Origin of the sequence: Affinundibacterium nitidum, from assembly GCF_014284155.1 — a bacterium.
Classification (GTDB): Bacteria; Pseudomonadota; Gammaproteobacteria; order Burkholderiales; family Burkholderiaceae_D; genus Undibacterium; species Undibacterium nitidum.
On record NZ_JACOFZ010000005.1, the window covers coordinates 211,914 to 235,570 of the forward strand.

The 23,657-nt window shown below is 47.2% G+C and carries 30 protein-coding genes and 1 tRNA gene; 27 read left to right on the forward strand and 4 right to left on the reverse strand.

The features are described from left to right. Window positions 1-131 precede the first annotated feature (131 nt). The 20 genes from H8K36_RS13955 (at window position 132) to tatC (ending at window position 14,792) form a co-directional block, all read left to right on the forward strand. On the forward strand, window positions 132-764 hold the full coding sequence (locus H8K36_RS13955; protein WP_186917101.1) for an MlaC/ttg2D family ABC transporter substrate-binding protein: 633 nt from the start codon (window positions 132-134) through the stop codon (window positions 762-764). An 87-nt stretch (window positions 765-851) separates the two neighbouring features. Beyond that, complete coding sequence (locus H8K36_RS13960; protein ID WP_186917102.1) at window positions 852-1,136, forward strand: STAS domain-containing protein; 285 nt, start codon at window positions 852-854, stop codon at window positions 1,134-1,136. Window positions 1,137-1,364: 228 nt separating this feature from the next. Continuing rightward, window positions 1,365-2,300 (forward strand): ABC transporter ATP-binding protein, encoded by a 936-nt coding sequence (locus H8K36_RS13965; RefSeq protein ID WP_186917103.1) that lies wholly within the window; start codon window positions 1,365-1,367, stop codon window positions 2,298-2,300. After that, window positions 2,297-3,049, forward strand: a complete 753-nt coding sequence (locus H8K36_RS13970) for an ABC transporter permease (protein ID WP_186917104.1) — start codon at window positions 2,297-2,299, stop codon at window positions 3,047-3,049. The genes H8K36_RS13965 and H8K36_RS13970 overlap by 4 nt, the downstream gene beginning before the upstream one ends. A 96-nt stretch (window positions 3,050-3,145) precedes the next feature. Then, window positions 3,146-3,379 carry a BolA family protein gene (locus H8K36_RS13975; protein WP_186917165.1) on the forward strand — a complete coding sequence of 78 codons (234 nt, stop codon included), beginning with the start codon at window positions 3,146-3,148 and terminating at the stop codon, window positions 3,377-3,379. Between the two features lie 2 nt (window positions 3,380-3,381). Then, window positions 3,382-4,632: a UDP-N-acetylglucosamine 1-carboxyvinyltransferase gene (gene murA, locus H8K36_RS13980; RefSeq protein WP_186917105.1), complete on the forward strand. Its 1,251-nt coding sequence runs from the start codon at window positions 3,382-3,384 to the stop codon at window positions 4,630-4,632. A gap of 157 nt (window positions 4,633-4,789) precedes the next feature. Then, complete coding sequence (gene hisG / locus H8K36_RS13985; protein ID WP_186917106.1) at window positions 4,790-5,446, forward strand: ATP phosphoribosyltransferase; 657 nt, start codon at window positions 4,790-4,792, stop codon at window positions 5,444-5,446. Further along, a complete protein-coding gene (gene hisD / locus H8K36_RS13990) occupies window positions 5,443-6,762 on the forward strand; it encodes a histidinol dehydrogenase (protein WP_186917107.1) in 1,320 nt (439 codons plus the stop codon). The genes hisG and hisD overlap by 4 nt, the downstream gene beginning before the upstream one ends. Window positions 6,763-6,813: 51 nt before the next feature. Next, on the forward strand, window positions 6,814-7,773 hold the full coding sequence (locus H8K36_RS13995) for a DNA-methyltransferase (protein WP_186917108.1): 960 nt from the start codon (window positions 6,814-6,816) through the stop codon (window positions 7,771-7,773). Between the two features lie 47 nt (window positions 7,774-7,820). Further along, entirely contained in the window at window positions 7,821-8,951 is a 1,131-nt protein-coding gene (gene hisC / locus H8K36_RS14000; RefSeq protein ID WP_186917109.1) for a histidinol-phosphate transaminase, read from the forward strand. Window positions 8,952-9,048: 97 nt separating this feature from the next. After that, on the forward strand, window positions 9,049-9,645 hold the full coding sequence (gene hisB, locus H8K36_RS14005) for an imidazoleglycerol-phosphate dehydratase HisB (protein ID WP_186917110.1): 597 nt from the start codon (window positions 9,049-9,051) through the stop codon (window positions 9,643-9,645). Between the two features lie 60 nt (window positions 9,646-9,705). Continuing rightward, window positions 9,706-10,344 carry an imidazole glycerol phosphate synthase subunit HisH gene (hisH, locus tag H8K36_RS14010; protein WP_186917111.1) on the forward strand — a complete coding sequence of 213 codons (639 nt, stop codon included), beginning with the start codon at window positions 9,706-9,708 and terminating at the stop codon, window positions 10,342-10,344. A gap of 117 nt (window positions 10,345-10,461) precedes the next feature. Beyond that, window positions 10,462-11,253, forward strand: a complete 792-nt coding sequence (gene hisA / locus H8K36_RS14015; RefSeq protein WP_186917112.1) for a 1-(5-phosphoribosyl)-5-[(5-phosphoribosylamino)methylideneamino]imidazole-4-carboxamide isomerase — start codon at window positions 10,462-10,464, stop codon at window positions 11,251-11,253. Further along, window positions 11,250-12,014, forward strand: coding sequence for an imidazole glycerol phosphate synthase subunit HisF (gene hisF, locus H8K36_RS14020; protein ID WP_186917113.1), 765 nt, complete (start codon window positions 11,250-11,252; stop codon window positions 12,012-12,014). The genes hisA and hisF overlap by 4 nt, the downstream gene beginning before the upstream one ends. Continuing rightward, window positions 12,011-12,409: a phosphoribosyl-AMP cyclohydrolase gene (gene hisI / locus H8K36_RS14025; protein ID WP_186917114.1), complete on the forward strand. Its 399-nt coding sequence runs from the start codon at window positions 12,011-12,013 to the stop codon at window positions 12,407-12,409. The genes hisF and hisI overlap by 4 nt, the downstream gene beginning before the upstream one ends. Before the next feature lie 57 nt (window positions 12,410-12,466). Then, on the forward strand, window positions 12,467-12,811 hold the full coding sequence (locus tag H8K36_RS14030; RefSeq protein ID WP_186917115.1) for a phosphoribosyl-ATP diphosphatase: 345 nt from the start codon (window positions 12,467-12,469) through the stop codon (window positions 12,809-12,811). Between the two features lie 47 nt (window positions 12,812-12,858). Further along, entirely contained in the window at window positions 12,859-13,215 is a 357-nt protein-coding gene (locus H8K36_RS14035) for a histidine triad nucleotide-binding protein (protein ID WP_186917116.1), read from the forward strand. 41 nt (window positions 13,216-13,256) lie between these two features. Beyond that, window positions 13,257-13,466 carry a Sec-independent protein translocase subunit TatA gene (gene tatA / locus H8K36_RS14040; RefSeq protein ID WP_186917117.1) on the forward strand — a complete coding sequence of 70 codons (210 nt, stop codon included), beginning with the start codon at window positions 13,257-13,259 and terminating at the stop codon, window positions 13,464-13,466. Window positions 13,467-13,493: 27 nt separating this feature from the next. Continuing rightward, window positions 13,494-13,991: a Sec-independent protein translocase protein TatB gene (gene tatB / locus H8K36_RS14045; RefSeq protein ID WP_186917118.1), complete on the forward strand. Its 498-nt coding sequence runs from the start codon at window positions 13,494-13,496 to the stop codon at window positions 13,989-13,991. A gap of 39 nt (window positions 13,992-14,030) precedes the next feature. Next, window positions 14,031-14,792 carry a twin-arginine translocase subunit TatC gene (gene tatC, locus H8K36_RS14050; protein ID WP_186917119.1) on the forward strand — a complete coding sequence of 254 codons (762 nt, stop codon included), beginning with the start codon at window positions 14,031-14,033 and terminating at the stop codon, window positions 14,790-14,792. 52 nt (window positions 14,793-14,844) lie between these two features. Here tatC and H8K36_RS14055 read toward each other — a convergent pair whose 3' ends face one another. Then, on the reverse strand, window positions 14,845-15,513 hold the full coding sequence (locus tag H8K36_RS14055; RefSeq protein WP_186917120.1) for a DUF2461 domain-containing protein: 669 nt from the start codon (window positions 15,511-15,513) through the stop codon (window positions 14,845-14,847). A 15-nt stretch (window positions 15,514-15,528) separates the two neighbouring features. After that, window positions 15,529-16,695: a S1C family serine protease gene (locus tag H8K36_RS14060; protein WP_186917121.1), complete on the reverse strand. Its 1,167-nt coding sequence runs from the start codon at window positions 16,693-16,695 to the stop codon at window positions 15,529-15,531. Window positions 16,696-16,707: 12 nt separating this feature from the next. Between H8K36_RS14060 and H8K36_RS14065 the strand changes: the two genes are divergently transcribed. Further along, window positions 16,708-17,475: a Nif3-like dinuclear metal center hexameric protein gene (locus tag H8K36_RS14065; protein ID WP_186917122.1), complete on the forward strand. Its 768-nt coding sequence runs from the start codon at window positions 16,708-16,710 to the stop codon at window positions 17,473-17,475. A 114-nt stretch (window positions 17,476-17,589) separates the two neighbouring features. Here the strand turns inward: H8K36_RS14065 and mscL are convergent, their stop codons facing one another. Continuing rightward, a complete protein-coding gene (mscL, locus tag H8K36_RS14070) occupies window positions 17,590-18,021 on the reverse strand; it encodes a large conductance mechanosensitive channel protein MscL (protein WP_186917123.1) in 432 nt (143 codons plus the stop codon). A 372-nt stretch (window positions 18,022-18,393) separates the two neighbouring features. On the opposite strand from mscL, the gene petA reads away from it, so the two are divergent. From petA to H8K36_RS14100, 6 genes are all read left to right on the forward strand, one after another. Then, window positions 18,394-19,008 carry a ubiquinol-cytochrome c reductase iron-sulfur subunit gene (gene petA, locus H8K36_RS14075; RefSeq protein WP_186917124.1) on the forward strand — a complete coding sequence of 205 codons (615 nt, stop codon included), beginning with the start codon at window positions 18,394-18,396 and terminating at the stop codon, window positions 19,006-19,008. After that, window positions 19,008-20,420 carry a cytochrome b gene (locus H8K36_RS14080; RefSeq protein ID WP_186917166.1) on the forward strand — a complete coding sequence of 471 codons (1,413 nt, stop codon included), beginning with the start codon at window positions 19,008-19,010 and terminating at the stop codon, window positions 20,418-20,420. Before petA ends, H8K36_RS14080 begins: the two co-directional genes overlap by 1 nt. Window positions 20,421-20,444: 24 nt before the next feature. Then, the gene (locus tag H8K36_RS14085) at window positions 20,445-21,209 is read left to right on the forward strand and encodes a cytochrome c1 (protein WP_186917125.1); all 765 of its coding nucleotides are present in this window, start codon (window positions 20,445-20,447) and stop codon (window positions 21,207-21,209) included. Between the two features lie 110 nt (window positions 21,210-21,319). Continuing rightward, window positions 21,320-21,931, forward strand: a complete 612-nt coding sequence (locus tag H8K36_RS14090; RefSeq protein WP_186917126.1) for a glutathione S-transferase N-terminal domain-containing protein — start codon at window positions 21,320-21,322, stop codon at window positions 21,929-21,931. A 72-nt stretch (window positions 21,932-22,003) separates the two neighbouring features. Then, a complete protein-coding gene (locus H8K36_RS14095) occupies window positions 22,004-22,480 on the forward strand; it encodes a ClpXP protease specificity-enhancing factor (protein WP_186917127.1) in 477 nt (158 codons plus the stop codon). A 68-nt stretch (window positions 22,481-22,548) separates the two neighbouring features. Beyond that, window positions 22,549-22,624, forward strand: a tRNA-Thr gene (locus tag H8K36_RS14100). A gap of 125 nt (window positions 22,625-22,749) precedes the next feature. Here H8K36_RS14100 and H8K36_RS14105 read toward each other — a convergent pair. Next, window positions 22,750-23,601 carry a PhzF family phenazine biosynthesis protein gene (locus H8K36_RS14105; RefSeq protein ID WP_186917128.1) on the reverse strand — a complete coding sequence of 284 codons (852 nt, stop codon included), beginning with the start codon at window positions 23,599-23,601 and terminating at the stop codon, window positions 22,750-22,752. Window positions 23,602-23,657: the final 56 nt, after the last annotated feature.

Here is a 23,657-nt window from a genome sequence, read left to right on the forward strand (position 1 = left end):
TTGATGATGGATTGAGTTTCTCATCCAAGGTCAACCAAAGTGATCATCAGATTGTTTATAGAAGAGTGAAAAGAATGTTTTAGCGGTGTTTAAAATAGTCCGCATCTTTTCCTAATTTGAGAAAGAAGACAATGAAAAAATTAAGTCAAATATTTGTGAGTTTGTGTTTAGGTTTGGGTTTAACTTTTGCAGCAGTTTCTGCGAAAGCGGCAGATGAAGCGCCTGACCAATTGGTTAAACGTTTGAGCACAGAAATTATCGATGCTGCAAAGACAGACAAAGATATTCAGAACGGTAACCGTAAGCGTATCGACGAATTGGTCGAAACTAAAGTATTGCCTTATATCGACTTTAATCGCATGACAGCCTTGGCCGTTGGTAAAAGCTGGCGTGATTCCACGCCGGAACAGCAAAAGCAATTGATTAACGAATTCCGTACTTTGTTGATCCATACTTACTCCGGTGCGATCACACAAATCCGTGATCAACGCGTTGAGTTCAAGCCTTTCCGCGCAGCTGCGGATGACACTGAAGTCGAAGTTAAGAGCTTGGTGATTCAGTCTCGCGGTGAACCTTTGCAATTGAACTACCGCTTGGAAAAAACAGCTAGCGGTTGGAAAATTTTCGATATCAATGTGTTGGGCGCGTGGCTGGTAGAAACTTACAAAGGTAGCTTTGCTGCTGAAATTAGCAAATCTGGCGTCGACGGCTTGATTAAAACATTGACGGAAAAAAATAAGAAATTGGCTAGCGCGAAGAAGTAAAAATTACGCTTTGATTTTGCTAATTTGAAATGAGATAGAACTTGCGCGAAGCTTTGCGCAAGTTTCTTAAAAGTTTTGGAGCACGGAATGGTCTTGACTGAACAAGAACTGAATTTGAGCAATGCGGTGACAGTGTCACAGGCAGGGCTACGTGCTATTGAAGCCGGCAGTCGCGAGATCGACCTCTCGTCGTTGCAGAATGTCGATTCATCCGCAGTAGCGGTCATGCTTTCATGGCAACGTCATGCACAAGCACAACAGCGTGCTTTGAGCTTCACTGGTGTACCTGCTAGTTTGCAAAGTTTGATCGCTTTGTACGGCTTGCAAGATTTCTTCCACATGGTTCCGATTAGCTCCGCTGAGCGACATTGAACCTGTCTATACAATTGCCCTTAGAGTGCTAGGCTTTTCTGCTGCTTGTAAAAAGTCCTGCGTCTCTGCCTAAGTGGCGGCAAAATCCCCTATAATCGAGAGTTTTCGCGACAAATGTCGTGCAAATTGCTGTTTGATAAGCTCTCGAGAGCATTTGAATCGAAGAATAGATCGATTCCCCCTTTGAAACTACCAGCACTTCGGTGCGCAATCGGTGTGTAACGCCATATGGCTGCAATACAAATTACCAATGTAGAAAAATCCTATCAGTCTGCGGGCAAACGCTTGCAAGCTTTGGGTGGAGTGTCGCTACAAATTGAGCAAGGCGAATTTTTTGGTTTGCTGGGCCCTAACGGTGCGGGCAAGACCTCCTTAATTTCGATCATTGCGGGATTGAATCGTGCGGATTCCGGCACGGTGTTGGTCGAAGGTCATGACGTCGTTAAAGACTACCGCAATGCACGCCGCAATTTGGGTGTGGTGCCGCAAGAATTGGTGTTCGACCCGTTCTTTACTGTGCGTGAAACTTTGCGTTTGCAGTCTGGCTATTTTGGTATCAAGAATAATGATGCTTGGATCGAAGAGATCATGGAGAACTTAGATCTTACGAATAAAGCCGATGCCAATATGCGCGCTTTATCGGGTGGCATGAAGCGACGTGTCTTGGTGGCGCAGGCACTGGTGCACAAACCACCTGTGATCGTGCTCGATGAACCGACCGCTGGTGTCGATGTGGAATTGCGCCAAACTTTGTGGAAGTTTATTTCACGTTTGAACCGCGAAGGACACACTATCGTCCTCACTACGCATTACCTTGAAGAAGCACAGGCATTGTGCAATCGTGTCGCGATGTTGAAGGCTGGTAAGGTAGTTGCACTTGACAGCATGTCGGCGCTCATCAAACGAATTTCTGGTTCGCAAATCAAAGTGCAATTGGCAAAAGGTGAACTGCCCGCAGGTTTGCAACATCTCTTGATTGCGGCAGAGACCAACGCAGCGCAACGTCAATATGTATTGCGCGTGACGCATCACGATGAAATCGAACCTATCTTGGCGAGCTTGCGTACTTCTGGCTGTATTCTAGAAGATTTGCAAATTCAGCAGGCCGATCTGGAAGATGTGTTCTTACAGATTATGGGTAGCGATAAAGGAGAAGTGCAATGATAGGCTTCCAAACCTTATTCTACAAAGAGGTGCTTCGTTTTTGGAAAGTCGCAACACAAACGATTACAGCGCCTATCATGACTGCCATGATGTACCTGTTGATTTTTGGCCAAGCGCTTGATGGTCACGTCAAGGTTCATGGCGTAAGCTACATGGCGTTCTTGATTCCTGGCTTGGTGATGATGAGTGTGTTGCAAAATGCGTTTGCCAATGCCTCGTCTTCTTTGATCCAATCCAAGGTGACGGGCAATCTCGTCTTTATCATGTTGCCACCGTTGTCGCACTGGGAAATGTTTTCAGCTTATGTGTTGGCTGCTGTCGTGCGTGGCGTAGCAGTTGGTCTAGGCGTTTTCGTCGTCACAGCTTGGTTTGCACATTTGAGTTTCGCATCACCATTATGGATTGTTCTGTTTGCCTTTTTGGGCGCAGCCGTACTCGGTACCATGGGTTTGATCGCAGGTATTTGGGCAGAGAAATTTGATCAATTGGCGGCGTTCCAAAATTTTGTGATCGTACCTCTGACCTTTCTGTCTGGAGTGTTTTACTCGATCGAATCTTTGCCGCCAATCTGGAAAACTATTTCGAGTTTGAATCCATTTTTCTATATGATTGATGGATTCCGTTATGGGTTTTCGGGGCAGTCTGATGCGTCACCTATGCATAGCTTAATCTTTGTCACGGGTTTTCTGTTGGCACTGGCGAGCTTGGCACTGTATATGCTCCGTAGTGGATATAAATTGAGACATTGAGTCTTCGTAAAGAACAAGCTTCAACCTCATCTGAATAATGTGAATAAAATAGACTCCAAATTGATGCAAAGAGTCGATCTTTTGAAAGTAAGTATCGTGTTACCAACACCTGAACAAGTAAAAAACTATATCGCCGCTGGCTTGGAATGCACTCACCTTGAGGTGGAGGGCGATGGCCAACATTTTACGGCAGTGATCGTATCCGAAGCCTTCGCCGGCAAACGCCTGATTCAGCGTCACCAACTGGTTTACGCCGCGCTTGGCGATCGCATGCGTGAAGAAATTCACGCCTTATCGATGAAAACTTTAACTCCTGAAGAATTTAAATAAGCATGGATAAATTACTGATCACAGGCGGCAATCGCCTCAATGGCGATATCGCAATCTCTGGTGCAAAAAATGCAGCTTTGCCGATTTTATGTGCAGGCCTGCTGACGGCAGGTGATGTCGCTTTGCAGAATGTGCCAGCGCTGCAAGACGTTGCCACTATGCTTAAATTGTTGAAGCAGATGGGCTTGCAAGTCACTGAAGAGAATGGTGTGGTAACTTTGAATGGTGCCAATATCGATAAACTCGAAGCGCCGTACGACTTGGTGAAAACCATGCGTGCGTCGATTTTGGTATTGGGTCCGTTGCTGGCACGTTTCGGTGAAGCGAAAGTGTCTCTGCCAGGTGGCTGTGCGATTGGCTCACGTCCAGTGGATCAGCATATCAAAGGCCTGCAGGCCATGGGTGCTGAAATCACAATCGAAGCTGGTTATATTCATGCCAAAGCAAAGCGTTTACGTGGCGCTCGTATTGTTACCGATATGATCACCGTTACGGGAACCGAAAATCTCTTGATGGCTGCGACCTTAGCTGATGGTGAAACTGTGCTCGAAAACGCCGCACGTGAACCTGAAGTAACCGATCTCGCCAATTTATTGGTGGCGATGGGAGCAAAAATTACTGGCATCGGTACTGATCGCTTGGTCATTCAAGGTGTTGAATCATTGCACGGTGCGAGCCATACCGTGATCGCCGATCGTATTGAGACAGCGACTTTCTTGTGCGCTGTTGCGGCGACTGGTGGCGATATTACTGTTCGCAACACTCGCAGTGATATATTGGATGTAGCCTTGGATAAATTGCGCGAAGCAGGCGTGATTATCACGACAGGCCCTGACTGGATTCGTGCGCAAATGAGTGGACGTCCAAAAGCAGTGAGTTTCCGTACGACCGAGTACCCAGGTTTTCCTACCGACATGCAAGCGCAGTTTATGGCGTTAGATTGCCTAGCCAATGGCACGGCCCGCGTGACAGAAACGATTTTCGAAAATCGTTTCATGCATGTACAAGAAATGAATCGTCTCGGCGCACATATCGAGATTGATGGTCATACCGCGATCGTGAACGGCGTCGAAAAACTCGTTGGCGCACCAGTTATGGCGACCGACTTGCGTGCTTCCGCTTCCTTGGTGATTGCAGCCCTGGCTGCGCAAGGCGAAACCTTGATTGATCGTATTTATCACCTCGACCGTGGATACGACCGCATGGAAGTGAAGCTGTCAGCAGTAGGTGCACAAATTCAACGCGTTAAATAAGAAACCCCTACAAACTCAATTCTAGGGTGCATTGCGTTGTTGCTTGTCCTCACAATACTGGCGTATTGTTGCGGGAAGCGCCTAGCACTCCACCCCTATAATTGAGTTCTTAGGAGCTTCTTAAAGTTAGTAAAATGGAAGAGCAAAAAAGATCGATATGAGTTCTCAGCAACTGACATTAGCCCTTTCCAAAGGGCGCATCTTCGAAGAAACCTTGCCGCTGTTGGAAGCGGCTGGCATCCGTGTAACTGAAGACCCAGAAAAATCACGTAAATTGATTTTGGCGACCAATGATCCAGATGTGCGCGTGATTATCGTGCGCGCTTCGGACGTACCCACATATGTGCAATATGGCGCGGCCGATTTCGGTGTTGCCGGTAAAGATGTACTGTTCGAACATGGCGGCGCAGGTTTGTACCAACCTATCGATTTAGGTATCGCCAAATGTCGTATGTCGGTTGCGGTCTCCGTCGGTTTTGACTATGCCACTGCAGTACGTCAAGGCGCACGTTTGCGCGTGGCGACTAAATATACAGAAACAGCACGCCAACATTTCGCTAGCAAAGGCGTGCATATCGATTTAATCAAATTGTACGGTTCCATGGAATTGGCTCCACTGGTTGGCTTGTCGGATGTCATCGTTGACTTAGTCAGTACAGGCAATACTTTGCGTGCGAATAATTTGGTCGAAGTCGAAGAGATCATGGACATCTCTTCACGTTTGGTCGTGAATCAAGCGGCCTTGAAATTGAAACGTGAACGCTTACAGCCAATTTTGGAGGCATTCGAACGCGCGTCGGAGGGCAAGGCATGAGCTTCGCAACCGATATTAAGCGTTTGAGTTCTAGCGACGATGGTTTCCCTCAGACCTTACGCCAATTGCTGGCGTTTGAAGCCAGTGAAGATGCAGCGATTGATCAGAGCGTGGTGCAGATTTTGCAGGCCGTAAAAACGCGCGGTGATGCAGCAGTCTTGGAATATACGCAGAAGTTTGACCGACTTGGCGTCGATGCAGTAAGTGCCTTAGAAATTCCAACATCTGAATTGCAAGCTGCTTTGGCCTCATTGCCGGCAGAACGTCGTCAGGCCTTAGAAGCGGCAGCAGCGCGAGTGCGTGCTTATCACGAAGTACAAAAACGGGAGTGTGGCTCAGCAGGATTTAGCTATACCGAAGCAGATGGCACAGTACTCGGGCAAAAAGTGACGCCGTTAGATCGCGTCGGCATTTATGTGCCTGGCGGTAAAGCGGCATATCCTTCTTCGGTATTGATGAATGCCATTCCTGCCAAAGTCGCTGGCGTACAAGAAATCATTATGGTGGTGCCTACACCCGATGGCGTACGTAATCCTCTTGTTTTGGCCGCGGCCGCGATTGCGGGTGTTGATCGTGTGTTTACAATCGGCGGTGCGCAAGCCGTTGGCGCGCTCGCTTATGGTACTGAAAGTATTCCCCAAGTCGATAAAATTGTTGGCCCAGGCAATGCCTATGTTGCTAATGCAAAGCGTCGCGTGTTTGGTACTGTTGGTATCGATATGATTGCGGGGCCATCAGAGATTCTCGTGTTGTGTGACGGCACGACCGATCCTGATTGGGTAGCGATGGATTTGTTCTCCCAAGCAGAGCACGATGAATTGGCACAGTCCATTCTGTTATGCCCGAATGCAGAGTACTTGGATCAAGTGCATGCCAGTATCGATAAATTGATTACGACCATGCCACGTGCCGAAATTATTCGCACTTCCTTGCGTGATCGTGGTGCCTTGATTCTGGTGCGTGATATGCAAGAAGCCTGCGATATCGCGAACGATATTGCAGCGGAACATTTAGAAATCTCTGCTGAAGAACCGCAACAATGGGCTGATCAAATTCGTCATGCAGGTGCAATGTTCCTAGGTCGGTATTCTTCCGAATCTCTCGGCGATTATTGTGCTGGTCCTAATCACGTTTTGCCAACTTCTCGTACAGCGCGCTTCTCTTCACCGCTCGGGGTGTACGACTTTCAAAAGCGTTCGTCGATGATACAAGTCAGCGAGCAAGGCGCGCAGAGCTTAGGAAAAATTGCCGCTGAATTAGCTTATGGTGAAGGTTTGCCAGCACATGCGCGTAGCGCTGAACTGCGTTTGAAATAATGGCGTGTAAAACCACCATTTGTTTTGTCATGTTTATAGCTGATCGAGCGTATGAGTAGTTTCATCAATCAAATCTTTAACGAAGATGCCATCACGGGTTTGCAACGCATACCCGATGGCAGTATTGATTTGATTTTGACCGACCCGCCTTATGGCCTAGGAAAAGATTACGGTAACAATTCAGATAAGCAGGAATCGGCTGAGTACTTGGCCTGGACAGAGCGTTGGATTGACGCCGCCTTACCAAAGCTGAAGCCCACTGGGTCATTCTATATTTTTCTGACTTGGCGTTATTCGCCAGAGATCTTTGTCATGCTCAAACAACGCATGACGATGATAAACGAAATCATTTGGGATAGGCGAGTGCCGTCGATGGGCGGTAGTACACGTAGTTTCACTTCGGTGCATGACACCATTGGTTTGTTTGTGAAGTCGAAGAATTATTATTTTGATCTCGACTCGGTACGTATTCCGTATGATGCAGAAACTAAGAAAGCACGTTCGCGTTCCATCTTTGTTGGCGCCAAGTGGCTGGAATTGGGCTATAACCCCAAAGATTTATGGAGCGTGTCTCGCATCCATAAAGAAAACCCCGAACGTGTTGAGCATCCGACGCAAAAACCGCTTGAGATCATCGAGCGTATGGTAATGGCTTCCTGCCCTGAAGGTGGCATTATCCTTGACCCGTTTATGGGTAGCGGCACGACAGCTGTTGCTGCAAAACGGTGTGGTCGACAGTTTGTCGGCTTCGAATTAAATCCTGACTATTGCGCGATTATCGACGCGCGTTTGCAATCGGCGGAGGCAGAGTTACAGACTCTGAATAATCAACCGACTGAACCGGTGCGCACTAAACCTAAAAACAAGCCCACCGCAAAGACGACATCAACTCGTAAGAAATCAACGAAAGCCGCTAAAACGACCTCAGCTAAGGCCACGCTATCGAAAACGACGGTATCAAAGACGCGTTCAACACGTAGCAAAAAAATGGTGGCGACGCTCGGTGATTAAATTGTGATCGATGTCCCTCAGCCCGATTAAGAATAGATAGAACCGAAATGACTTCAACCAACTCAACAGTTCAGACTTTAATTCGAGGAATTATTCGCGACGATGTGCAGGCTCTTTCTGCTTATCACGTGCCTGATGCTTCTGGCTTTCTCAAACTCGATGCGATGGAGAATCCATATCGTTTACCTGCAGAAATTCAGCAAAAGTTGGCTCAGCGCATGGCGCAAGTCGACTTGAATCGTTATCCAGTGCCAAGTTATGCTGGTCTGAAAACAGCACTCAGTCAACATTTCGGTGTGCCTGCAGAATACGATGTGGTATTAGGTAATGGTTCGGATGAATTGATTGCTATTCTGAGTATTGCTTGTGCGCGACCAGGCGCGAAAGTATTAGCGCCAATTCCGGGCTTTGTTATGTATGCTATGTCCGCTAAGCTTTCAGGCTTAGAATTTGTTGGCATACCCTTGAATGCAGATCTCACTTTAGATACTCCAGCAATGTTGGCTGCGATACGGGAGCATCGCCCAGCCATCACTTACTTGGCCTATCCGAATAATCCCACTGGTACTTTGTTTGATGAGGCCGAGATGGAAGAAATTATTCGCGCGGTCGGGGATAGCGGTATCGTGGTGGTCGATGAAGCCTATCAGCCTTTTGCACAACGTACTTTTATGTCGCGTTTGCCTGAATTTCCGAATTTGGTGGTGATGCGCACCGTGTCGAAATTAGGTTTGGCGGGTGTGCGTTTGGGGTACATGTCGGCGGCGTCCGAGTTACTGCAAGAGTTTGATAAGGTCCGTCCTCCTTACAATGTGAACGTATTAACCGAAGCAGCTGTCTTATGTTTATTGGAAAATGCCGAGGTGTTTGAGCAGCAAGCGGCCGATTTACGGGCGCAACGCCAACAGTTGTCTATTCAACTTGCTGCATTGCGAGGTGTGACAGTCTATCCGTCCTCAGCGAATTTTCTGCTCGTTAAATTCACAGATTCAGAGGGAAAAGCTGGTCAAAGCCCTTCATTTGCAGATCAAGTCTTCACAAAATTGGTCGAACGGAAAATTTTAGTGAAAAATGTGGGTAAAATGCACGATCTTCTGCATAGCTGTTTACGGATTACCGTCAGCACGGCTGAAGAAAATACGGTACTCTTGAAAGCCTTGCAGCAGATACTCGAATAAACTTGTCGAAATCTCCTTTTGTTTTCAAAGTCTAGTCTTTGCCGTAGTATTTTTTTAGTTTTTTAAACCAGCATCTAAATAGCTTTTTTTGACAATCATGTCCGCTCAACGCAAAGCGCAAGTCACTCGTAATACCAACGAAACTCAAATCCGTGTTGCCATCAATCTCGATGGCACTGGCCAACAAAAACTCAATACTGGCGTGCCATTTCTTGATCATATGTTGGATCAAATCGCACGTCACGGTTTGATTGATTTGGACATCGAAGCTCACGGCGACTTGCATATCGATGCGCATCATACGGTGGAAGATGTCGGCATCACTTTGGGCCAAGCTTTCGCGCAAGCGATAGGCGACAAGAAAGGTATTCGTCGTTATGGCCATGCTTATGTGCCTCTCGACGAAGCGCTATCTCGTGTGGTGATCGATTTCTCCGGTCGTCCAGGGCTAGAGTATTTCGTGGATTTCAAACGCGCGATGATCGGTAGTTTTGATGTCGATCTCACGCATGAATTTTTCCAAGGTTTTGTGAATCATGCCTTGGTCAGCTTGCACATCGATAATTTGCGTGGCGAAAATGCGCATCACCAATGTGAAACGATTTTCAAAGCCTTTGGCCGTGCTTTGCGTATGGCCACAGAGCTCGATGAGCGTGCACTCGGTACTATTCCATCAACTAAGGGTAGCTTATAAGAATCATTCTCGGCAGTGAACGCTGCCGCTGTTACTTGATTATGCCTACTTCTCAATATCATGAATAAAATTGTTGTCGTGGATTACGGCATGGGGAACGTGCGCTCTGTTGCGCAAGCCCTGCGCGCCGTCGCGCCTGAAGCGCAAGTCTTAATCTCAGGCGAAATTGCGGATATTCGCAGCGCTGACCGCTTAGTATTGCCAGGGCAGGGCGCGATGCCAGATTGTATGGGCTGCTTGAACGCTTCTGGTTTAAAGGAGGCTGTGCTCGAAGCTGCTCGTAATAAGCCAATGTTTGGCGTGTGCGTGGGCGAGCAAATGTTATTTGATGTTAGCGCTGAAGGCGACACACCTTGCCTCGGTTTAATGCCGGGAAAAGTCGTACGTTTCGATTTGAGCGGTCGCTTCCAAGAAGACGGTTCTCGCTTCAAAGTGCCACAGATGGGTTGGAATCGCGTCAGCCAAAGTCGGGAGCATGCTTTGTGGGCCGATATTCCAGATCAAGCCTATTTCTATTTCGTCCATAGTTATTACGTGCAAGCAGCGCAGTCGGCACATGTCGTTGGCACCACAGACTACGGCCAAGTATTTGCTTCAGCGGTTGCGCGCGATAATATTTTTGCTACGCAATTTCATCCAGAGAAAAGTGCAGGTGCAGGATTGCAACTGTACAAAAATTTTGTACACTGGAAACCCTAAAACGGTTTAGTCTATCGTTTTGGTGTGGTGTTGAAGGGCTAAGCCCTTTTTGACCACGAAGACAGTGTTGGTGTTTGCATCTTTAGTTTTTATTTTTAATCATCACAACCATTTATTATGCTGCTCATTCCTGCTATCGACCTGAAAGATGGTCACTGCGTACGCCTCAAACAAGGCGATATGGATCAAGCCACTGTATTTTCTGAAGAACCTGCGGATATGGCTCGCCATTGGTTAGAGCAAGGCGCGCGCCGCCTGCATCTGGTCGATTTGAATGGCGCCTTCGCTGGCAAACCAAAGAATGAAGCAGCGATTAAAGCGATCATTAAAACGGTACGTGAATATGCCGAAGAGACTGATACAGAAGAAGTACCAGTGCAATTGGGTGGCGGTATTCGCGATCTCGATACGATTGAGCGTTACCTCAATGCAGGTATTTCTTACATCATTATCGGTACTGCCGCGGTGAAAAGCCCTGGCTTCTTGGCCGACGCCTGCAGCGCTTTCCCTGGCCAAATTATTGTTGGTATCGATGCTAAAGACGGTAAAGTGGCGACCGATGGTTGGAGCAAAATGTCTGGTCATGACGTAATTGACCTCGCCCAGAAGTTTGAGGGTTATGGCATCGAAGCGATCATCTATACCGATATCGGCCGCGATGGCATGATGGGTGGTGTCAATATCGACGCAACCGTCAAATTGGCACAAGCGGTCAGTGTGCCAGTCATTGCCTCAGGCGGCGTGCATACTTTGAGCGACGTCGAAGCTTTGTGCGATGTGCAAGACGAAGGCGTTGAAGGCGTGATTTGCGGACGTTCTATTTATGAAGGTACGCTCGATTTGTTCTCCGCACAAGAACGTGCAGACGAATTAAGCGGTGATCTGGTTTACGAAGAAGACGAAGAATGACACTCGCAAAACGTATCATCCCTTGCCTAGATGTGAACGCTGGGCGAGTGGTTAAAGGCGTTAACTTCCTCGAATTACGCGATGCTGGAGACCCAGTTGAAATCGCGCGGCGCTACGACCAACAAGGCGCAGATGAAATTACCTTTCTCGATATCACAGCCTCGTCTGACGATCGTGATTTGATCCTGCCGATGATTGAAGCCGTCGCTTCGCAAGTATTCATCCCCTTAACTGTCGGTGGTGGTGTGCGCGCGGTCGCTGATGTACGCCGATTGTTGAATGCTGGTGCTGACAAGGTTGGCATCAATACCTCAGCAGTCACGAATCCGCAATTAGTCGCCGACGCTGCGCATAAATACGGCTCACAATGTATCGTGGTGGCGATAGATGCGAAAGCGGTTGCGCCTGGTAAGTGGGAGGTCTACACCCATGGCGGCCGCAATGCGACTGGCCTTGATGCCGTTGACTGGGCGCAAAAAATGGCGAAGTTCGGTGCGGGGGAAATTCTCCTCACCAGTATGGACAAAGATGGCACCCGTTCAGGTTTTGATTTGGGCTTAACTCGTGCTGTATCAGACGCAATTGAAATTCCAGTAATCGCTTCCGGTGGTGTTGGTGGTTTGCAAGATCTTGCTGATGGCATCAAATTAGGCGGTGCCGATGCTGTATTGGCCGCCTCGATTTTTCATTTTGGTCAACATACCGTACAGGAAGCAAAGCAATTTATGGCAGCACAACACATTCCAATGAGGCTAGCATGAGTTTTCGTTGGTTGAATAAAGTGAAGTGGGACGACTCTGGCTTGGTGCCGGTGATTGCCCAAGAAGCGAGTAGTAATGAAGTTTTGATGTTTGCGTGGATGAATCGTGAAGCCTTGAGCCGCACGGTTGAACTCGGCGAAGCAGTGTATTGGAGCCGCTCACGCAAGAAGCTATGGCACAAGGGCGAAGAATCCGGCCACATCCAAAAAGTAAAAGAGATCCGCCTCGATTGCGACGAGGATGTTATTTTGCTCAAAATTGAACAAGTTGATGGCATTGCTTGTCATACGGGCCGTCATTCGTGCTTTTTCCAGAAATTTGAAGGTACGCTTGACGAAGGTGAATGGCAGAGCGTTGATCCTGTCCTCAAAGATCCAGAATCTATCTACAAGTAAATCTATCAGCAATTGTTGCGATCTCAGCATCGTACACTGCGTGAAATCGAGTCGAATATGAGTCAATCCAGTATTCTTGATCAGCTGGCTGCTGTCATTGAAAGCCGCAAGGCCGTAAATGGTGGCGACCCTGCTACCTCTTATGTCGCTAAGCTATTTGCCAAAGGCGACGACGCCATTCTCAAAAAAATAGGAGAAGAAGCGACTGAAACCGTGATGGCGGCGAAGGATGCGCGGGTAAGTGGAGATGCCTCCGATTTAATTTATGAGTGCGCTGACTTATGGTTTCACTCTTTAGTCATGCTGGCGCAGTATAATCTGCACCCGCAGCAGGTTTTAGATGAATTAGCACGGCGCGAAGGGATCTCCGGTATTGTTGAGAAAGCTTCTCGTCCAGAGTAAAGTACGCCAGATTTTTGTAACAGTTGATGAATTTGCTTGGGTTTCATATGGATAACTGTATATTTTGTAAAATCGTCGCCAAACAAATCCCGGCCACGGTTTTGTATGAAGATGATGATTTGTTGGCGTTTAAGGATATCAACCCTGCGGCCCCAGTCCATTTCCTCATTATCCCTAAGAAGCATTTGTCGAGCTTAGCCGACGCAAAGCCAGAAGATGCCGTATTGTTAGGTAAAATGTTGGAGTTGGCGCCCAAATTGGCGGCCGAGCATGGCTGTGCGTATGTGGAAGATGCTAACGGCAATAAGTCGGGTGGTTTCAAGACAGTGGTGAATACAGGGCCGAATGGTGGCCAAGTGGTTTATCATTTGCACATGCACGTGCTTGGTGGTGCGAAGTTATAATTTAGTTTTTATTCGAGGAACAATCCTCTAAAGGAAATAAAATGGGTTCATTCAGCATATTACATTTGATCGCTTTATTGGTTGTCGTTGTATTGGTCTTCGGCACGAAGAAACTGGGCAATGTAGGCTCCGATTTAGGTAAAGCTGTAAAAGGCTTCAAAGATGGCTTGAAAGGTGAAGAGGAAACTGCCGCTAAACCAAACGAGCAAAAAACTATCGATGTCGAAGCTAAAGACAAATCGACACATTGAAATCCCGTATTGCGCTAGAAGCGACTTATGATTGATCTTGGGCTTACCAAACTTGCCGTGATTGGCGCAGTGGCACTTATCGTAATTGGCCCTAAGGATTTACCCAGAGTTGCCCGTATGGCGGGTACTTTGCTAGGGCGCGCTCAGCGCTATATCAGCCAAGTCAAAACCGAAGTGAATCGTGAGATCGAGATGGAAGAGCTGCGCAAGATGCAGCAAGAAGTTCAAAGTGCGGCACAGGAAATCGAACAGAGCGTACACAAAGAGTTGAGTGAGGCTCAGCAAGAGCTTAACTCCATTGCCTCACCAGGACAAGATTATTCATACTCCTACCACGATCGCCAATACGCGCTTGAAGCTTTGGCAGAGAAAGCGAAAGACTTTCGACGCAAGAAGCTGGCAAAAACTTCCAATGTGCCAAGCTGGTATAAAAGTAGACATGGCCAACGCACGCGTGTGATGTCGGGTGCGGCGCGCATGGCTAAGCATCGTGTGAAGTCAGCCAATCCTTCGAGTTTCTTTTGATGTATTCCTCACATTATATTTTTTCAGCCCGGGATCCAAATGAGTGACGATAATTTCTCAGGCTTGCAAGAGTCTTTTATATCGCATTTGGTTGAACTCCGCGATCGCCTGGTCAAGGCGAGTCTTGGAATATTGGTAGTATGTATTATTTTGTTTTCGTGGCCTGGCCCTGCTGTCATTTATGATTTTCTTGCTCAGCCGATGATCGATTCATTGCCAGCGGGTTCAAAATTGATTGCGACCGGGATCGTATCCCCATTTATGGTGCCGATGAAGGTCACCTTACTACTGTCATTTATTTTGGCATTGCCCTGGGTTTTGTATCAAGCGTGGGCATTTGTTGCGCCTGGCTTATATGCTCACGAGAAAAAACTGATTGCGCCATTGGTAATTTCTTCGTCTTTGCTATTTGTGGCAGGTGTTGCGTTTTGCTATTTTTTAGTATTCGGCAGGGTATTTAAATTTATTGCTGAGTTCGCGCCTGCTTCAATTACTGTGTCTCCAGATATTGAGAATTATCTCGACTTCATTATGTCGATGTGTTTCGCGTTTGGATTGACTTTTGAAGTCCCAGTGGTGGTTGTCGTGTTAGTGAGGACAGGTATTGTCAGCGTTGAGAAATTCAAAGCAATACGTTCATATGTGATTGTGGGGGCAACGGCGATCGCTGCAGTGGTGACACCACCTGATCTGATGAGTATGGTTTCTCTAGCGGTTCCAATGTGGCTGTTGTTTGAGATCGGTCTCTTGGTTGCGCCAGCATTCGTTAAAGCTACTCAGGCGCCAGAAGAAAAGAAGTGAAATTGATTTATCCGTGTATCTCACTTGAAACAGAATATGTTGCGCGATTCGCTTATTCTGCGCTGCGCAGCCAAGTCACTAAAGGAAAAGCATCTTGAAAGCCGCTCACCAAGCGGCTTTTTACATCGTCATGCAATAAGCCTTTGAGCGGCACTTCGGTCCACACCATCAAACTCTTTAACTTCAAATACTCGACATGTGGGTGTTCGGGATCATAGCCTTTTGGAGGACGTTGTAACTTGCCTTCCTCAACCAATTGGCCGTATGTTGCCTTCAATTTCTTGTTGTTCAAGAGTTTCTTGAAACCAGTCTCATCATCGATCATGTGCTGACGAATGGCTTTCAAGCGATCACTCGGCGGCATATACTCACCGACCGCAAAAAACAAACGACCGTCACCCATCTGGAAATAGTAAGCTGGGCCACCGCCTTCGCTCGGCTTTTTGCGACCATTGGGAATCATGGCCGCAGAAAAATTGGTTTTGTAGGGTGATTTATCGTGTGAAAAACGGACGTCGCGGTTGATGCGGAACATCGCCTTTTTCGGATCGCATTGCGCCAGTAAAGGGTCGAATTTGCTGATGGCTGCGATCAACTCAGTCACTAAAGCAAGAAACTCTGTGCGTAAAATATCGTACCTAGGCTTATTCATAACGAACCAAGCGCGATTATTATTGTCGGCTAATTCGGATAAATAGCGATCGAGTTCGATAACGTGCATAAAGCTTCCTAGATTTTATTTTTCAGGTTTTGGCAGTTCGCGTTTGCCGACCGTAACGTCCACGCTTAACTCTTTGCCTTGTCGCATCAGTTTAAATGGGACTTTGGCATTGGGTTTGAGCTTGGCGATTTGATAGAACATGTCGGTACGATTCAAAATAGGATCATTGCCAATATGCGTCAAAATATCGCCTGGTTTGATGCCAGCTTGAAAAGCAGGGCCATTACGTACGACACCAGCAATGATGGCACCGCTCGCTTGCTTGATGTTAAAGCTTTCTGCCATCTCAGGCGTGATGTCTTGCGGGTCAACACCGATCCAGCCACGAACCACTTCTCCTTTCGTGATGATTTCTTCCATCACTGATTTGATGGTGGAGACAGGGATCGCAAAGCCGATGCCTAAAGAGCCGCCATTGCGTGAATAAATAGCGGAGTTGATTCCAAGCAGATTGCCATCAACATCAACCAGAGCACCGCCCGAGTTGCCGGGATTTACTGCAGCATCTGTTTGGATGAAATTTTCATAGGTGTTAATTCCAACGCTATTGCGGCCCATTGCCGAGATAATACCCATGGTGACGGTCTGCCCAACTCCAAATGGATTGCCGATCGCCAAGACGATATCGCCGACTCTTGCATTTTCCGAATGCCCAAGGGTGATCGCAGGTAGATCTCTTAGATTGATTTGTAAGACTGCTAGGTCAGTCTCGGGGTCGGTACCAATGACCACTGCTTTGGCGTTGCGACCGTCAGCAAGAGCAACGTCGATGCTATCGGCGCCTTCGATCACATGAAAGTTAGTGATGATATGACCTTCAGCCGAGACGATAACGCCAGAACCGCTGCTTGCTGGGCGTTCAGATTTTTGCGGCAATTGGTCGCCAAAAAATTTTTTGAAAAACGGGTCGTTCTGAAGTGGGTGTGCGGAAGCAGACTCGTCTCTCGATGTTCCTATATTGACCACTGCAGGCATAGATCTCTGCGCTGCGTTGCGATAGGAGCTTTGGGTAATCGGAAGTGCTTTGTTCGATTCTTTTACAGTAGCGGTCGAACTAAAGGATAAATTGCGGCTGCTATTGAACCCTTGACGCACCCATTCAGGCTTCAAGGTGGTTACAATAAACCACAACGCCAGGCCGACTGTCGCGGTTTGTGCAAATAATAGCCATAGACGACGCATGATGAGGATTCAATGTTAGAAAAATCGGTAGATAGAGATGCGCTTGCGCAATGTTTGGCGAACGAATTACAAGTCGCCCGATTCCGTGATTATTGCCCAAATGGGCTTCAGGTGGAAGGGCGCCGTGAGATTAAGCGTTTAATTTCTGGTGTTACAGCTTGCCAACTGCTGCTTGATGAAGCAGTGCGTTTGGAAGCGGATGCCGTCCTTGTCCATCATGGCTATTTTTGGCGGGGTGAAGATATGCGGGTTATCGGCCAAAAATTTAAACGTCTCAAGACCCTGATCGAAAACGGCATTTCTTTGTTTGCCTATCATCTACCTCTTGATTCTCATCCCACAATGGGGAACAACGCTCAGTTAGCGCAATTGCTAGGCCTACAAATGCAAGGGCGATTTGGCGAGGATGATATCGCTTGGATAGGCTCCGCAGTCTCTAGCGACATGCGGACAGTGGCTGATTTGGCGGCAGTCATTGAACGTGAACTAGGTAGGGCACCGACTATCATTGGTGATGTTACTCAAGAGCTAGGAAAGGTAGCCTGGTGTACGGGGGCAGCACATTCGATGTTGGGCAGCGCGATTGATGCTGGTGCCAATGTATTTTTAAGTGGTGAGATTTCTGAGCCAACGGTGCATTTGGCGCGGGAGTCAGGCGCGGTCTACATGGCTTGTGGTCATCATGCCACCGAGCGATATGGAGTGCAGGCCTTGGGGAGTTTTGTGGCAGAACAATTCGGAATCGAACATCAGTTTGTCGATATCGCCAATCCCGTGTGATGATGCTCATTCGAAATAACAGCTGTGGGGAGAGTCCTAGCGCCAGCGCGATCAGGGGATGAAAAAAAGACCTCAATTAAATTGAGGTCTTTTTTTGTGCACTTCGGTTAGTGATTATTTTTTCAATGCATCACGAATTTCGCGCAACAAAGCGATGTCTTCGGGTGTTGCTGGTGGTTCTGCTGGTGCAGCGGCTGCAGCAGCAGCATCTTTTTTCTTCATCATATTCACCAAACGCACCATTTGGAAAATAATGAATGCCAAAATGATGAAGTTCAAGGAAATTGTTAAAAAGTTACCGTAAGCCAGTACCGCGCCTGCTTTTTTGGCCTCAACTAAAGTCAGAGAAGTCGCTTGGCCGTTTAAAGGCAGATAGTAGTTGGCAAAGTCGAGGCCGCCAAAGATTTTGCCGACCACTGGCATCACGATATCGCCCACTAGAGAATCAACGATTTTGCCGAAAGCTGCGCCGATGATGACACCGACTGCTAAGTCGATCACATTGCCTTGTGCCGCAAAACTCTTAAATTCTTGCATCATTCCCATAATGTTTCCCTCAATTTATGTTTATACTCGTTCGCCTAAATATGCTGAGTTGAGTGGGTTCAAAATTGCCAAACATTCAGCTATTAAAACGGCAATATACTAAACGCTGAAAATGCTCTTGTGTAAAGCGTTTTGTGAAATCTTGTGACCTTGTGCCCAGATTTAACCATCTTCGTTGCAGAAAATGCGAACAAAAGCTGGAAATCGAGCCTTATTCGTGAGAAATTCGTGTCATTCCCACGGAAATGCACCGTAAATTGTCCTTCAAAGCATCTTTTTCTTTAAATCACCTCGCGGCTCCTTTATAATTTAAGGTTGTTAGAAGTGGAGTTGTGCTTCGTCAAGTTTGATTTTTGATAGATTGGGGTTTGTATGAGTATCGAAAAGCAGGTCGATTCAGGCCGTCGCGGTCTACTCGTTGCAACATGCGCTGCAGGTGGCGCAGCAGGTTTAGCAACGGCAGGCGCGCTAGTAAGCACTTTTCAGCCATCCGAGCGCGCTAAAGCGGCGGGTGCACCAGTTGAAGTGGATATCTCCACTCTCAAACCAGGTGAGATGACGACGACAGAATGGCGCGGTAAGCCAGTCTGGATTTTGAAACGCACTCCAGAAATGATGGAGAGCTTGAAAAAGACAGAAGACAAAGTCGCGGATCCAAAATCTGAAAAGCCATACACCATGGATATGCCAGCGTATTGCGACAAGCAAACTCGCTCCCGCAAAGAACATAGCGATATTTTGGTCACTGTAGGTATTTGCTCCCACTTGGGTTGCTCACCGAGCTCCAAGTTTGCTGCAGGCGCGCAACCTTCTTTGCCAGATGACTGGCAAGGTGGTTTCTTGTGCCCATGCCACGGTTCCACATTCGATTTGGCTGGCCGCGTTTATAAAAACAAACCAGCACCACAAAATCTGGACGTGCCACCTCATATGTTTTTATCAGATACCAAAATCATCATCGGTAAAGATGAGAAAGGCGAGGCTTAATCATGGCATTTGTTGAGAAAAAACTCCCAGACGACGCTCCAGTTCTGGACAAGGCCTTGAATTGGGTCGACTCTCGTTTTCCACTGACTAAACTGTGGAATGATCAATGGGGTAAGTACTACGCACCGAAGAACTTTAACTTCTGGTACATTTTTGGCTCCCTCGCGATGTTGGTGTTGGTCATCCAAATCGTGACCGGTATCTTCTTGGTGATGCATTATAAACCAGATGCGAAATTGGCATTTGAATCTGTTGAATACATCATGCGCGAAGTTCCGTCCGGTTGGTTGGTGCGTTATATGCACTCAACAGGCGCATCTGCTTTCTTTATCATTGTCTACCTCCACATGACTCGCGGTCTGCTTTACGGTTCGTATCGTAAGCCACGTGAATTGATCTGGTTGTTTGGCTTTGCAATCTTCTTGTGCTTGATGGCTGAAGCTTTCTTCGGTTACCTCTTGCCATGGGGTCAAATGTCTTACTGGGGCGCACAAGTTATCGTTAACTTGTTCGGTGCTATCCCATTTATTGGTCCTGATTTGTCCTTGTGGATTCGTGGTGACTACGTGGTTTCTGATGCGACATTGAATCGCTTCTTCTCTTTCCATGTGATCGCAATTCCATTGGTATTGTTGGGCTTGGTTGTTGCTCACTTGATCGCATTGCATGAAGTCGGCTCAAACAATCCAGACGGTATCGAAATCAAAGAAAACTTAGATGCAGATGGTCACCCAGTTGATGGCGTACCTTCACATCCTTACTACACTTTCCACGATATTTTTGGCGTGACAGTGTTCTTGACGATTTTCAGCGCGGTTGTTTTCTTCGCTCCAGAAATGGGCGGTTACTTCCTCGAGTACAACAATTTTATCCCTGCGGATTCTTTGAAAACGCCTCCGCACATTGCGCCAACTTGGTACTTCACTCCGTTCTACTCCATTTTGCGTGCAACGACTTCTGAGTTCTTGTATGTCGTGCAGTTTGGTGCAGCAGCTTATGTCGCGTTGATCTGGTTGAAATCTCAATTAGGCTTCATGACTAAAGTCGCTATTGCCGGTATCGCATTGTTGGCGATCGTTGGCATGATGCCATTCGGCTTGGATGCTAAATTCTGGGGTGTTGTATTGTTCGGTGGTTCTGTTGTGATCTTGGCTTTCTTGCCATGGTTAGACAAATCTCCAGTGAAATCGATTCGTTACCGTCCAGATTGGCACAAATACGTGTACATCGTGTTTGGTATCGCATTCGTGACTTTGGGTTACCTCGGCGTACAAGCACCGTCACCAACTGGTGAACGTATTTCCCAAGTATGCGCATTGATCTACTACGGTTTCTTCTTGTTGATGCCATGGTGGAGTGCAATGGGTGAATTCAAACCTGTGCCAAAACGCGTAACGTTTGCTGCGCATTGATCAGATTAGTGAGGATGAATTAGCATGAAATTACTTAAAAAACTGATCGTAGCCCTGGCATTAGCTCCAACTTTAGCTTTGGCTAACAGTGGTGGCTATCCATTGGATCGCGCACCAGAACGTACAAATGATTTGGCGGCTTTGCAAAACGGCGCTAAATTGTTCGTGAACTACTGCTTGAACTGCCATTCCGCTTCCGCGATGCGTTACAACCGCTTGCGCGATATCGGTTTGACAGAAGATCAAATCAAAAATAACTTGTTGTTCACAGGTGAAAAAGTTGGTGAACTGATGAAAACTAGCTTGAGCGCGAAAGACGCAAAAGAATGGTTTGGTGCAGTTCCTCCAGATTTGTCCGTGATTGCACGTGCTAAAGCTTCAGGTGAAGGCTCTGGTGCTGACTGGTTGTACACATACTTGCGTACCTACTACAAAGACGAAGGTCGTCCAACTGGTTGGAACAACATGTTGTTCCCGAACGTTGGTATGCCGCATGCTTTGTGGGAATTGCAAGGCGTACGTGCAGCTAAGTTTGAAACAGTAGCAGACGCTCACGACAAGACAAAAACTGAACACAAGTTTGTTGGTTTTGAAACTGTCACAGCGGGTAAATTGAGCGCGGTCGAATACGACAATGCGGTGGGTGACTTGGTCGCTTACTTGCAATGGATGGGTGAGCCAGCACAAAACAATCGTAAGCGCTTGGGCGTTTGGGTTGTGATGTTTATGGCATTGCTGGCGACATTAGCATGGCGCTTGAACGCTTCTTACTGGAAAGAAGTGAAGTAATAAAAACTTAGTAAAATCGTCGTCCGTGAATTAATCACGGATGTGTCATTCCAGGGTGAGGCGCGCTCATGACAGGCGCCTCGCCCTAATCGTTTTAAGGAACACCAACAATGATGGTCCTCTACTCGGGTACTACTTGCCCATTCTCACAACGTTGCCGTCTGGTCTTATTTGAAAAAGGCATGGATTTCGAAATCCGTGATATCGACCTGTTCAACAAACCAGAAGATATTTCGACGATGAATCCATATGGGCAGGTGCCTATTTTGGTTGAGCGTGAATTGATTTTGTACGAATCCAATATCATCAATGAATACATTGATGAGCGTTTCCCGCATCCACAATTGATGCCTGCAGATCCTTTGCAACGCGCACGCGCTCGTTTGATGTTGTTCAACTTTGAAAAAGAGTTGTTTGTTCATGTCCATACTTTGGAAAATGAAAAGAACAGTGCTTCATCTAAAGTGTTGGACAAAGCTCGCGCTGAAATTCGCGATCGCTTGACACAGTTAGCTCCTTTGTTCGTGAAGAACAAATACATGTTGGGTGAAGAGTTCTCTATGCTCGACGTGGCAGTTGCTCCTTTGTTGTGGCGCTTAGATCACTACGGTATCGATCTGTCTAAGACAGCAGCACCGTTGTTGAAATATGCAGAACGTATCTTTTCTCGTCCGGCATATATCGAAGCGTTGACGCCGTCTGAGAAAGTAATGCGTCGTTAAGCAGTCTAGGCTCGTTCGCTCTTATTTTGAGCGAACGACTGATGTGAATGGTTTTTCTGAAAGTAGTGAAGCATGCCTGAAATTTCCACCAAGCCGTATTTGTTGCGAGCCATTTATGAATGGTGCACCGACAATGGTTTTACACCTTACCTCTCAGTAAAGGTGACGGCCGGTGTGCAAGTTCCTATGGAGTTTGTACGCAAAGGTGAAATCGTGTTGAATGTGAGCTTCACGGCGACCAGTGGACTCAAGATGGACAATGATGCCATCACTTTCAGAGCACGTTTTGGTGGTGTGTCTCGTGAGATTTATGTGCCAGTTGCGAATGTGCAAGCAATTTTTGCTAGCGAAAATGGTCAGGGTATGGTGTTTGATGCGGTCGAAGAAGAACTCTTGGCAGCAGTTGAACCAGAAGCACCGAAGCCTGGTTTAGGCCTTGCAGCAGTCACTTCATCTCCAGATTTGCCTGAGAAAAATGGTGATGCTGAAAAAATTTCGCAAGAAACGCAAAAAAAATCAGAAAAACCTTCCCTAAAAATCATAAAGTAGTCTATAATTTTGTTCTTCAAGATTCGTTGCAAAACAAACGTAATGCAGCAAAAATTGAAACGATTTCCGCCGGCTTAGCTCACTTGGTAGAGCAGTTGACTTGTAATCATCAGGTAGCCAGTTCGATTCCGGCAGCCGGCACCAATAAAAAGACCTAAACATGAAAATGTTTAGGTCTTTTTCATTTTGTGCGATTGATTTTATGTGACGACACGATCAGGGTAGACTTCTCGTGCACATCTTCGTGCAAACCACCCTTAGGTTGTCGTTCAAGCTTCTGTTTCAGCGATTAAGCGTGCACTCCCTGTCACACGTATTGATGTACCAATCTCAGACTTTATTTCCGCATGAATAATGGAGCGCATTCCCATGTCTTCACCTTGAATAAGTGTAATCTTCCCGCCATGTGGCCACGCTATATCTCTTAGGTAACCAGCAAAAGCGGCACTGGCTGCACCCGTCGCTGGGTCTTCATATACGCCACCAGAGGCAAAAGCATTACGGCTGTGAAAAAGTTGATCGCCCTCGCTGCACACAAGCATAACCGTGACTAAGCCGTGTTTTGTCATCAGGACCCGACCAGCTTCAAGTGAATAAGTCATTGAGCGTAAAGTATCTCTGGAGTGAAGTGCGAGAACCACATGGTCTGCACCAGCATGAATCCATGCTGGCGGGATGCGGGTATCAAGGTCTTCGCGCTTGAGCCCAAATAAGGCCAAAACTTCTGCCAACATCGCTGAGGTCACGGGCGCACTGCGAGTTGGCGGCGACTGCAGTGCCGCTTGAATTTCATCACGCTCATTTTGTCCTTCGACACTAATCCGATTTTGAGCCAGTTGTAGCTTGAATTCGCCATTGCCATGAACTCGCGCTAGGATCGCGGCCAAGGCGATAGTGGCGTGTCCGCAAAAAGGGACTTCCGATTCGGGTGAGTAGTAGCGTACTAACCATTCACCTTGATGGGGGCAAGCGAACACGGTTTCTGAATAGCCGACTGATTTGGCTAATTGCTGCATCTCTGTCGCCGTCGGTAAAGAGTCCGCAACATAAACGCCTGCGGGATTCCCGCCAGTAAGGCCATCAGCGAACGCAGCTACCCGATAGAATGAACTCGTCTTCATACTTTCCTCTTTGGTTTATTCAATAAATTGCTTCAGGCCAATAACTTTCGCGGGGG

What these genes read in the sequence shown, in the direction of transcription:
- hisG (WP_186917106.1), top strand. Translation starts at nt 4,790, where the DNA reads ATGAGTTCTCAGCAACTGACATTAGCCCTTTCCAAAGGGCGCATCTTC.
- H8K36_RS14035 (WP_186917116.1), top strand. Translation starts at nt 12,859, where the DNA reads ATGGATAACTGTATATTTTGTAAAATCGTCGCCAAACAAATCCCGGCC.
- H8K36_RS13965 (WP_186917103.1), top strand. Translation starts at nt 1,365, where the DNA reads ATGGCTGCAATACAAATTACCAATGTAGAAAAATCCTATCAGTCTGCG.
- murA (WP_186917105.1), top strand. Translation starts at nt 3,382, where the DNA reads ATGGATAAATTACTGATCACAGGCGGCAATCGCCTCAATGGCGATATC.
- tatC (WP_186917119.1), top strand. Translation starts at nt 14,031, where the DNA reads ATGAGTGACGATAATTTCTCAGGCTTGCAAGAGTCTTTTATATCGCAT.
- hisD (WP_186917107.1), top strand. Translation starts at nt 5,443, where the DNA reads ATGAGCTTCGCAACCGATATTAAGCGTTTGAGTTCTAGCGACGATGGT.
- H8K36_RS14030 (WP_186917115.1), top strand. Translation starts at nt 12,467, where the DNA reads ATGAGTCAATCCAGTATTCTTGATCAGCTGGCTGCTGTCATTGAAAGC.
- H8K36_RS14055 (WP_186917120.1), bottom strand. Translation starts at nt 15,513, where the DNA reads ATGCACGTTATCGAACTCGATCGCTATTTATCCGAATTAGCCGACAAT.
- H8K36_RS14085 (WP_186917125.1), top strand. Translation starts at nt 20,445, where the DNA reads ATGAAATTACTTAAAAAACTGATCGTAGCCCTGGCATTAGCTCCAACT.
- H8K36_RS14060 (WP_186917121.1), bottom strand. Translation starts at nt 16,695, where the DNA reads ATGCGTCGTCTATGGCTATTATTTGCACAAACCGCGACAGTCGGCCTG.
- H8K36_RS14095 (WP_186917127.1), top strand. Translation starts at nt 22,004, where the DNA reads ATGCCTGAAATTTCCACCAAGCCGTATTTGTTGCGAGCCATTTATGAA.
- hisA (WP_186917112.1), top strand. Translation starts at nt 10,462, where the DNA reads ATGCTGCTCATTCCTGCTATCGACCTGAAAGATGGTCACTGCGTACGC.
- H8K36_RS13995 (WP_186917108.1), top strand. Translation starts at nt 6,814, where the DNA reads ATGAGTAGTTTCATCAATCAAATCTTTAACGAAGATGCCATCACGGGT.
- hisI (WP_186917114.1), top strand. Translation starts at nt 12,011, where the DNA reads ATGAGTTTTCGTTGGTTGAATAAAGTGAAGTGGGACGACTCTGGCTTG.
- H8K36_RS14105 (WP_186917128.1), bottom strand. Translation starts at nt 23,601, where the DNA reads ATGAAGACGAGTTCATTCTATCGGGTAGCTGCGTTCGCTGATGGCCTT.
- mscL (WP_186917123.1), bottom strand. Translation starts at nt 18,021, where the DNA reads ATGGGAATGATGCAAGAATTTAAGAGTTTTGCGGCACAAGGCAATGTG.
- H8K36_RS13970 (WP_186917104.1), top strand. Translation starts at nt 2,297, where the DNA reads ATGATAGGCTTCCAAACCTTATTCTACAAAGAGGTGCTTCGTTTTTGG.
- petA (WP_186917124.1), top strand. Translation starts at nt 18,394, where the DNA reads ATGAGTATCGAAAAGCAGGTCGATTCAGGCCGTCGCGGTCTACTCGTT.
- hisH (WP_186917111.1), top strand. Translation starts at nt 9,706, where the DNA reads ATGAATAAAATTGTTGTCGTGGATTACGGCATGGGGAACGTGCGCTCT.
- hisF (WP_186917113.1), top strand. Translation starts at nt 11,250, where the DNA reads ATGACACTCGCAAAACGTATCATCCCTTGCCTAGATGTGAACGCTGGG.
- tatB (WP_186917118.1), top strand. Translation starts at nt 13,494, where the DNA reads ATGATTGATCTTGGGCTTACCAAACTTGCCGTGATTGGCGCAGTGGCA.
- tatA (WP_186917117.1), top strand. Translation starts at nt 13,257, where the DNA reads ATGGGTTCATTCAGCATATTACATTTGATCGCTTTATTGGTTGTCGTT.
- H8K36_RS13955 (WP_186917101.1), top strand. Translation starts at nt 132, where the DNA reads ATGAAAAAATTAAGTCAAATATTTGTGAGTTTGTGTTTAGGTTTGGGT.
- hisC (WP_186917109.1), top strand. Translation starts at nt 7,821, where the DNA reads ATGACTTCAACCAACTCAACAGTTCAGACTTTAATTCGAGGAATTATT.
- hisB (WP_186917110.1), top strand. Translation starts at nt 9,049, where the DNA reads ATGTCCGCTCAACGCAAAGCGCAAGTCACTCGTAATACCAACGAAACT.
- H8K36_RS14065 (WP_186917122.1), top strand. Translation starts at nt 16,708, where the DNA reads ATGTTAGAAAAATCGGTAGATAGAGATGCGCTTGCGCAATGTTTGGCG.
- H8K36_RS14090 (WP_186917126.1), top strand. Translation starts at nt 21,320, where the DNA reads ATGATGGTCCTCTACTCGGGTACTACTTGCCCATTCTCACAACGTTGC.
- H8K36_RS13960 (WP_186917102.1), top strand. Translation starts at nt 852, where the DNA reads ATGGTCTTGACTGAACAAGAACTGAATTTGAGCAATGCGGTGACAGTG.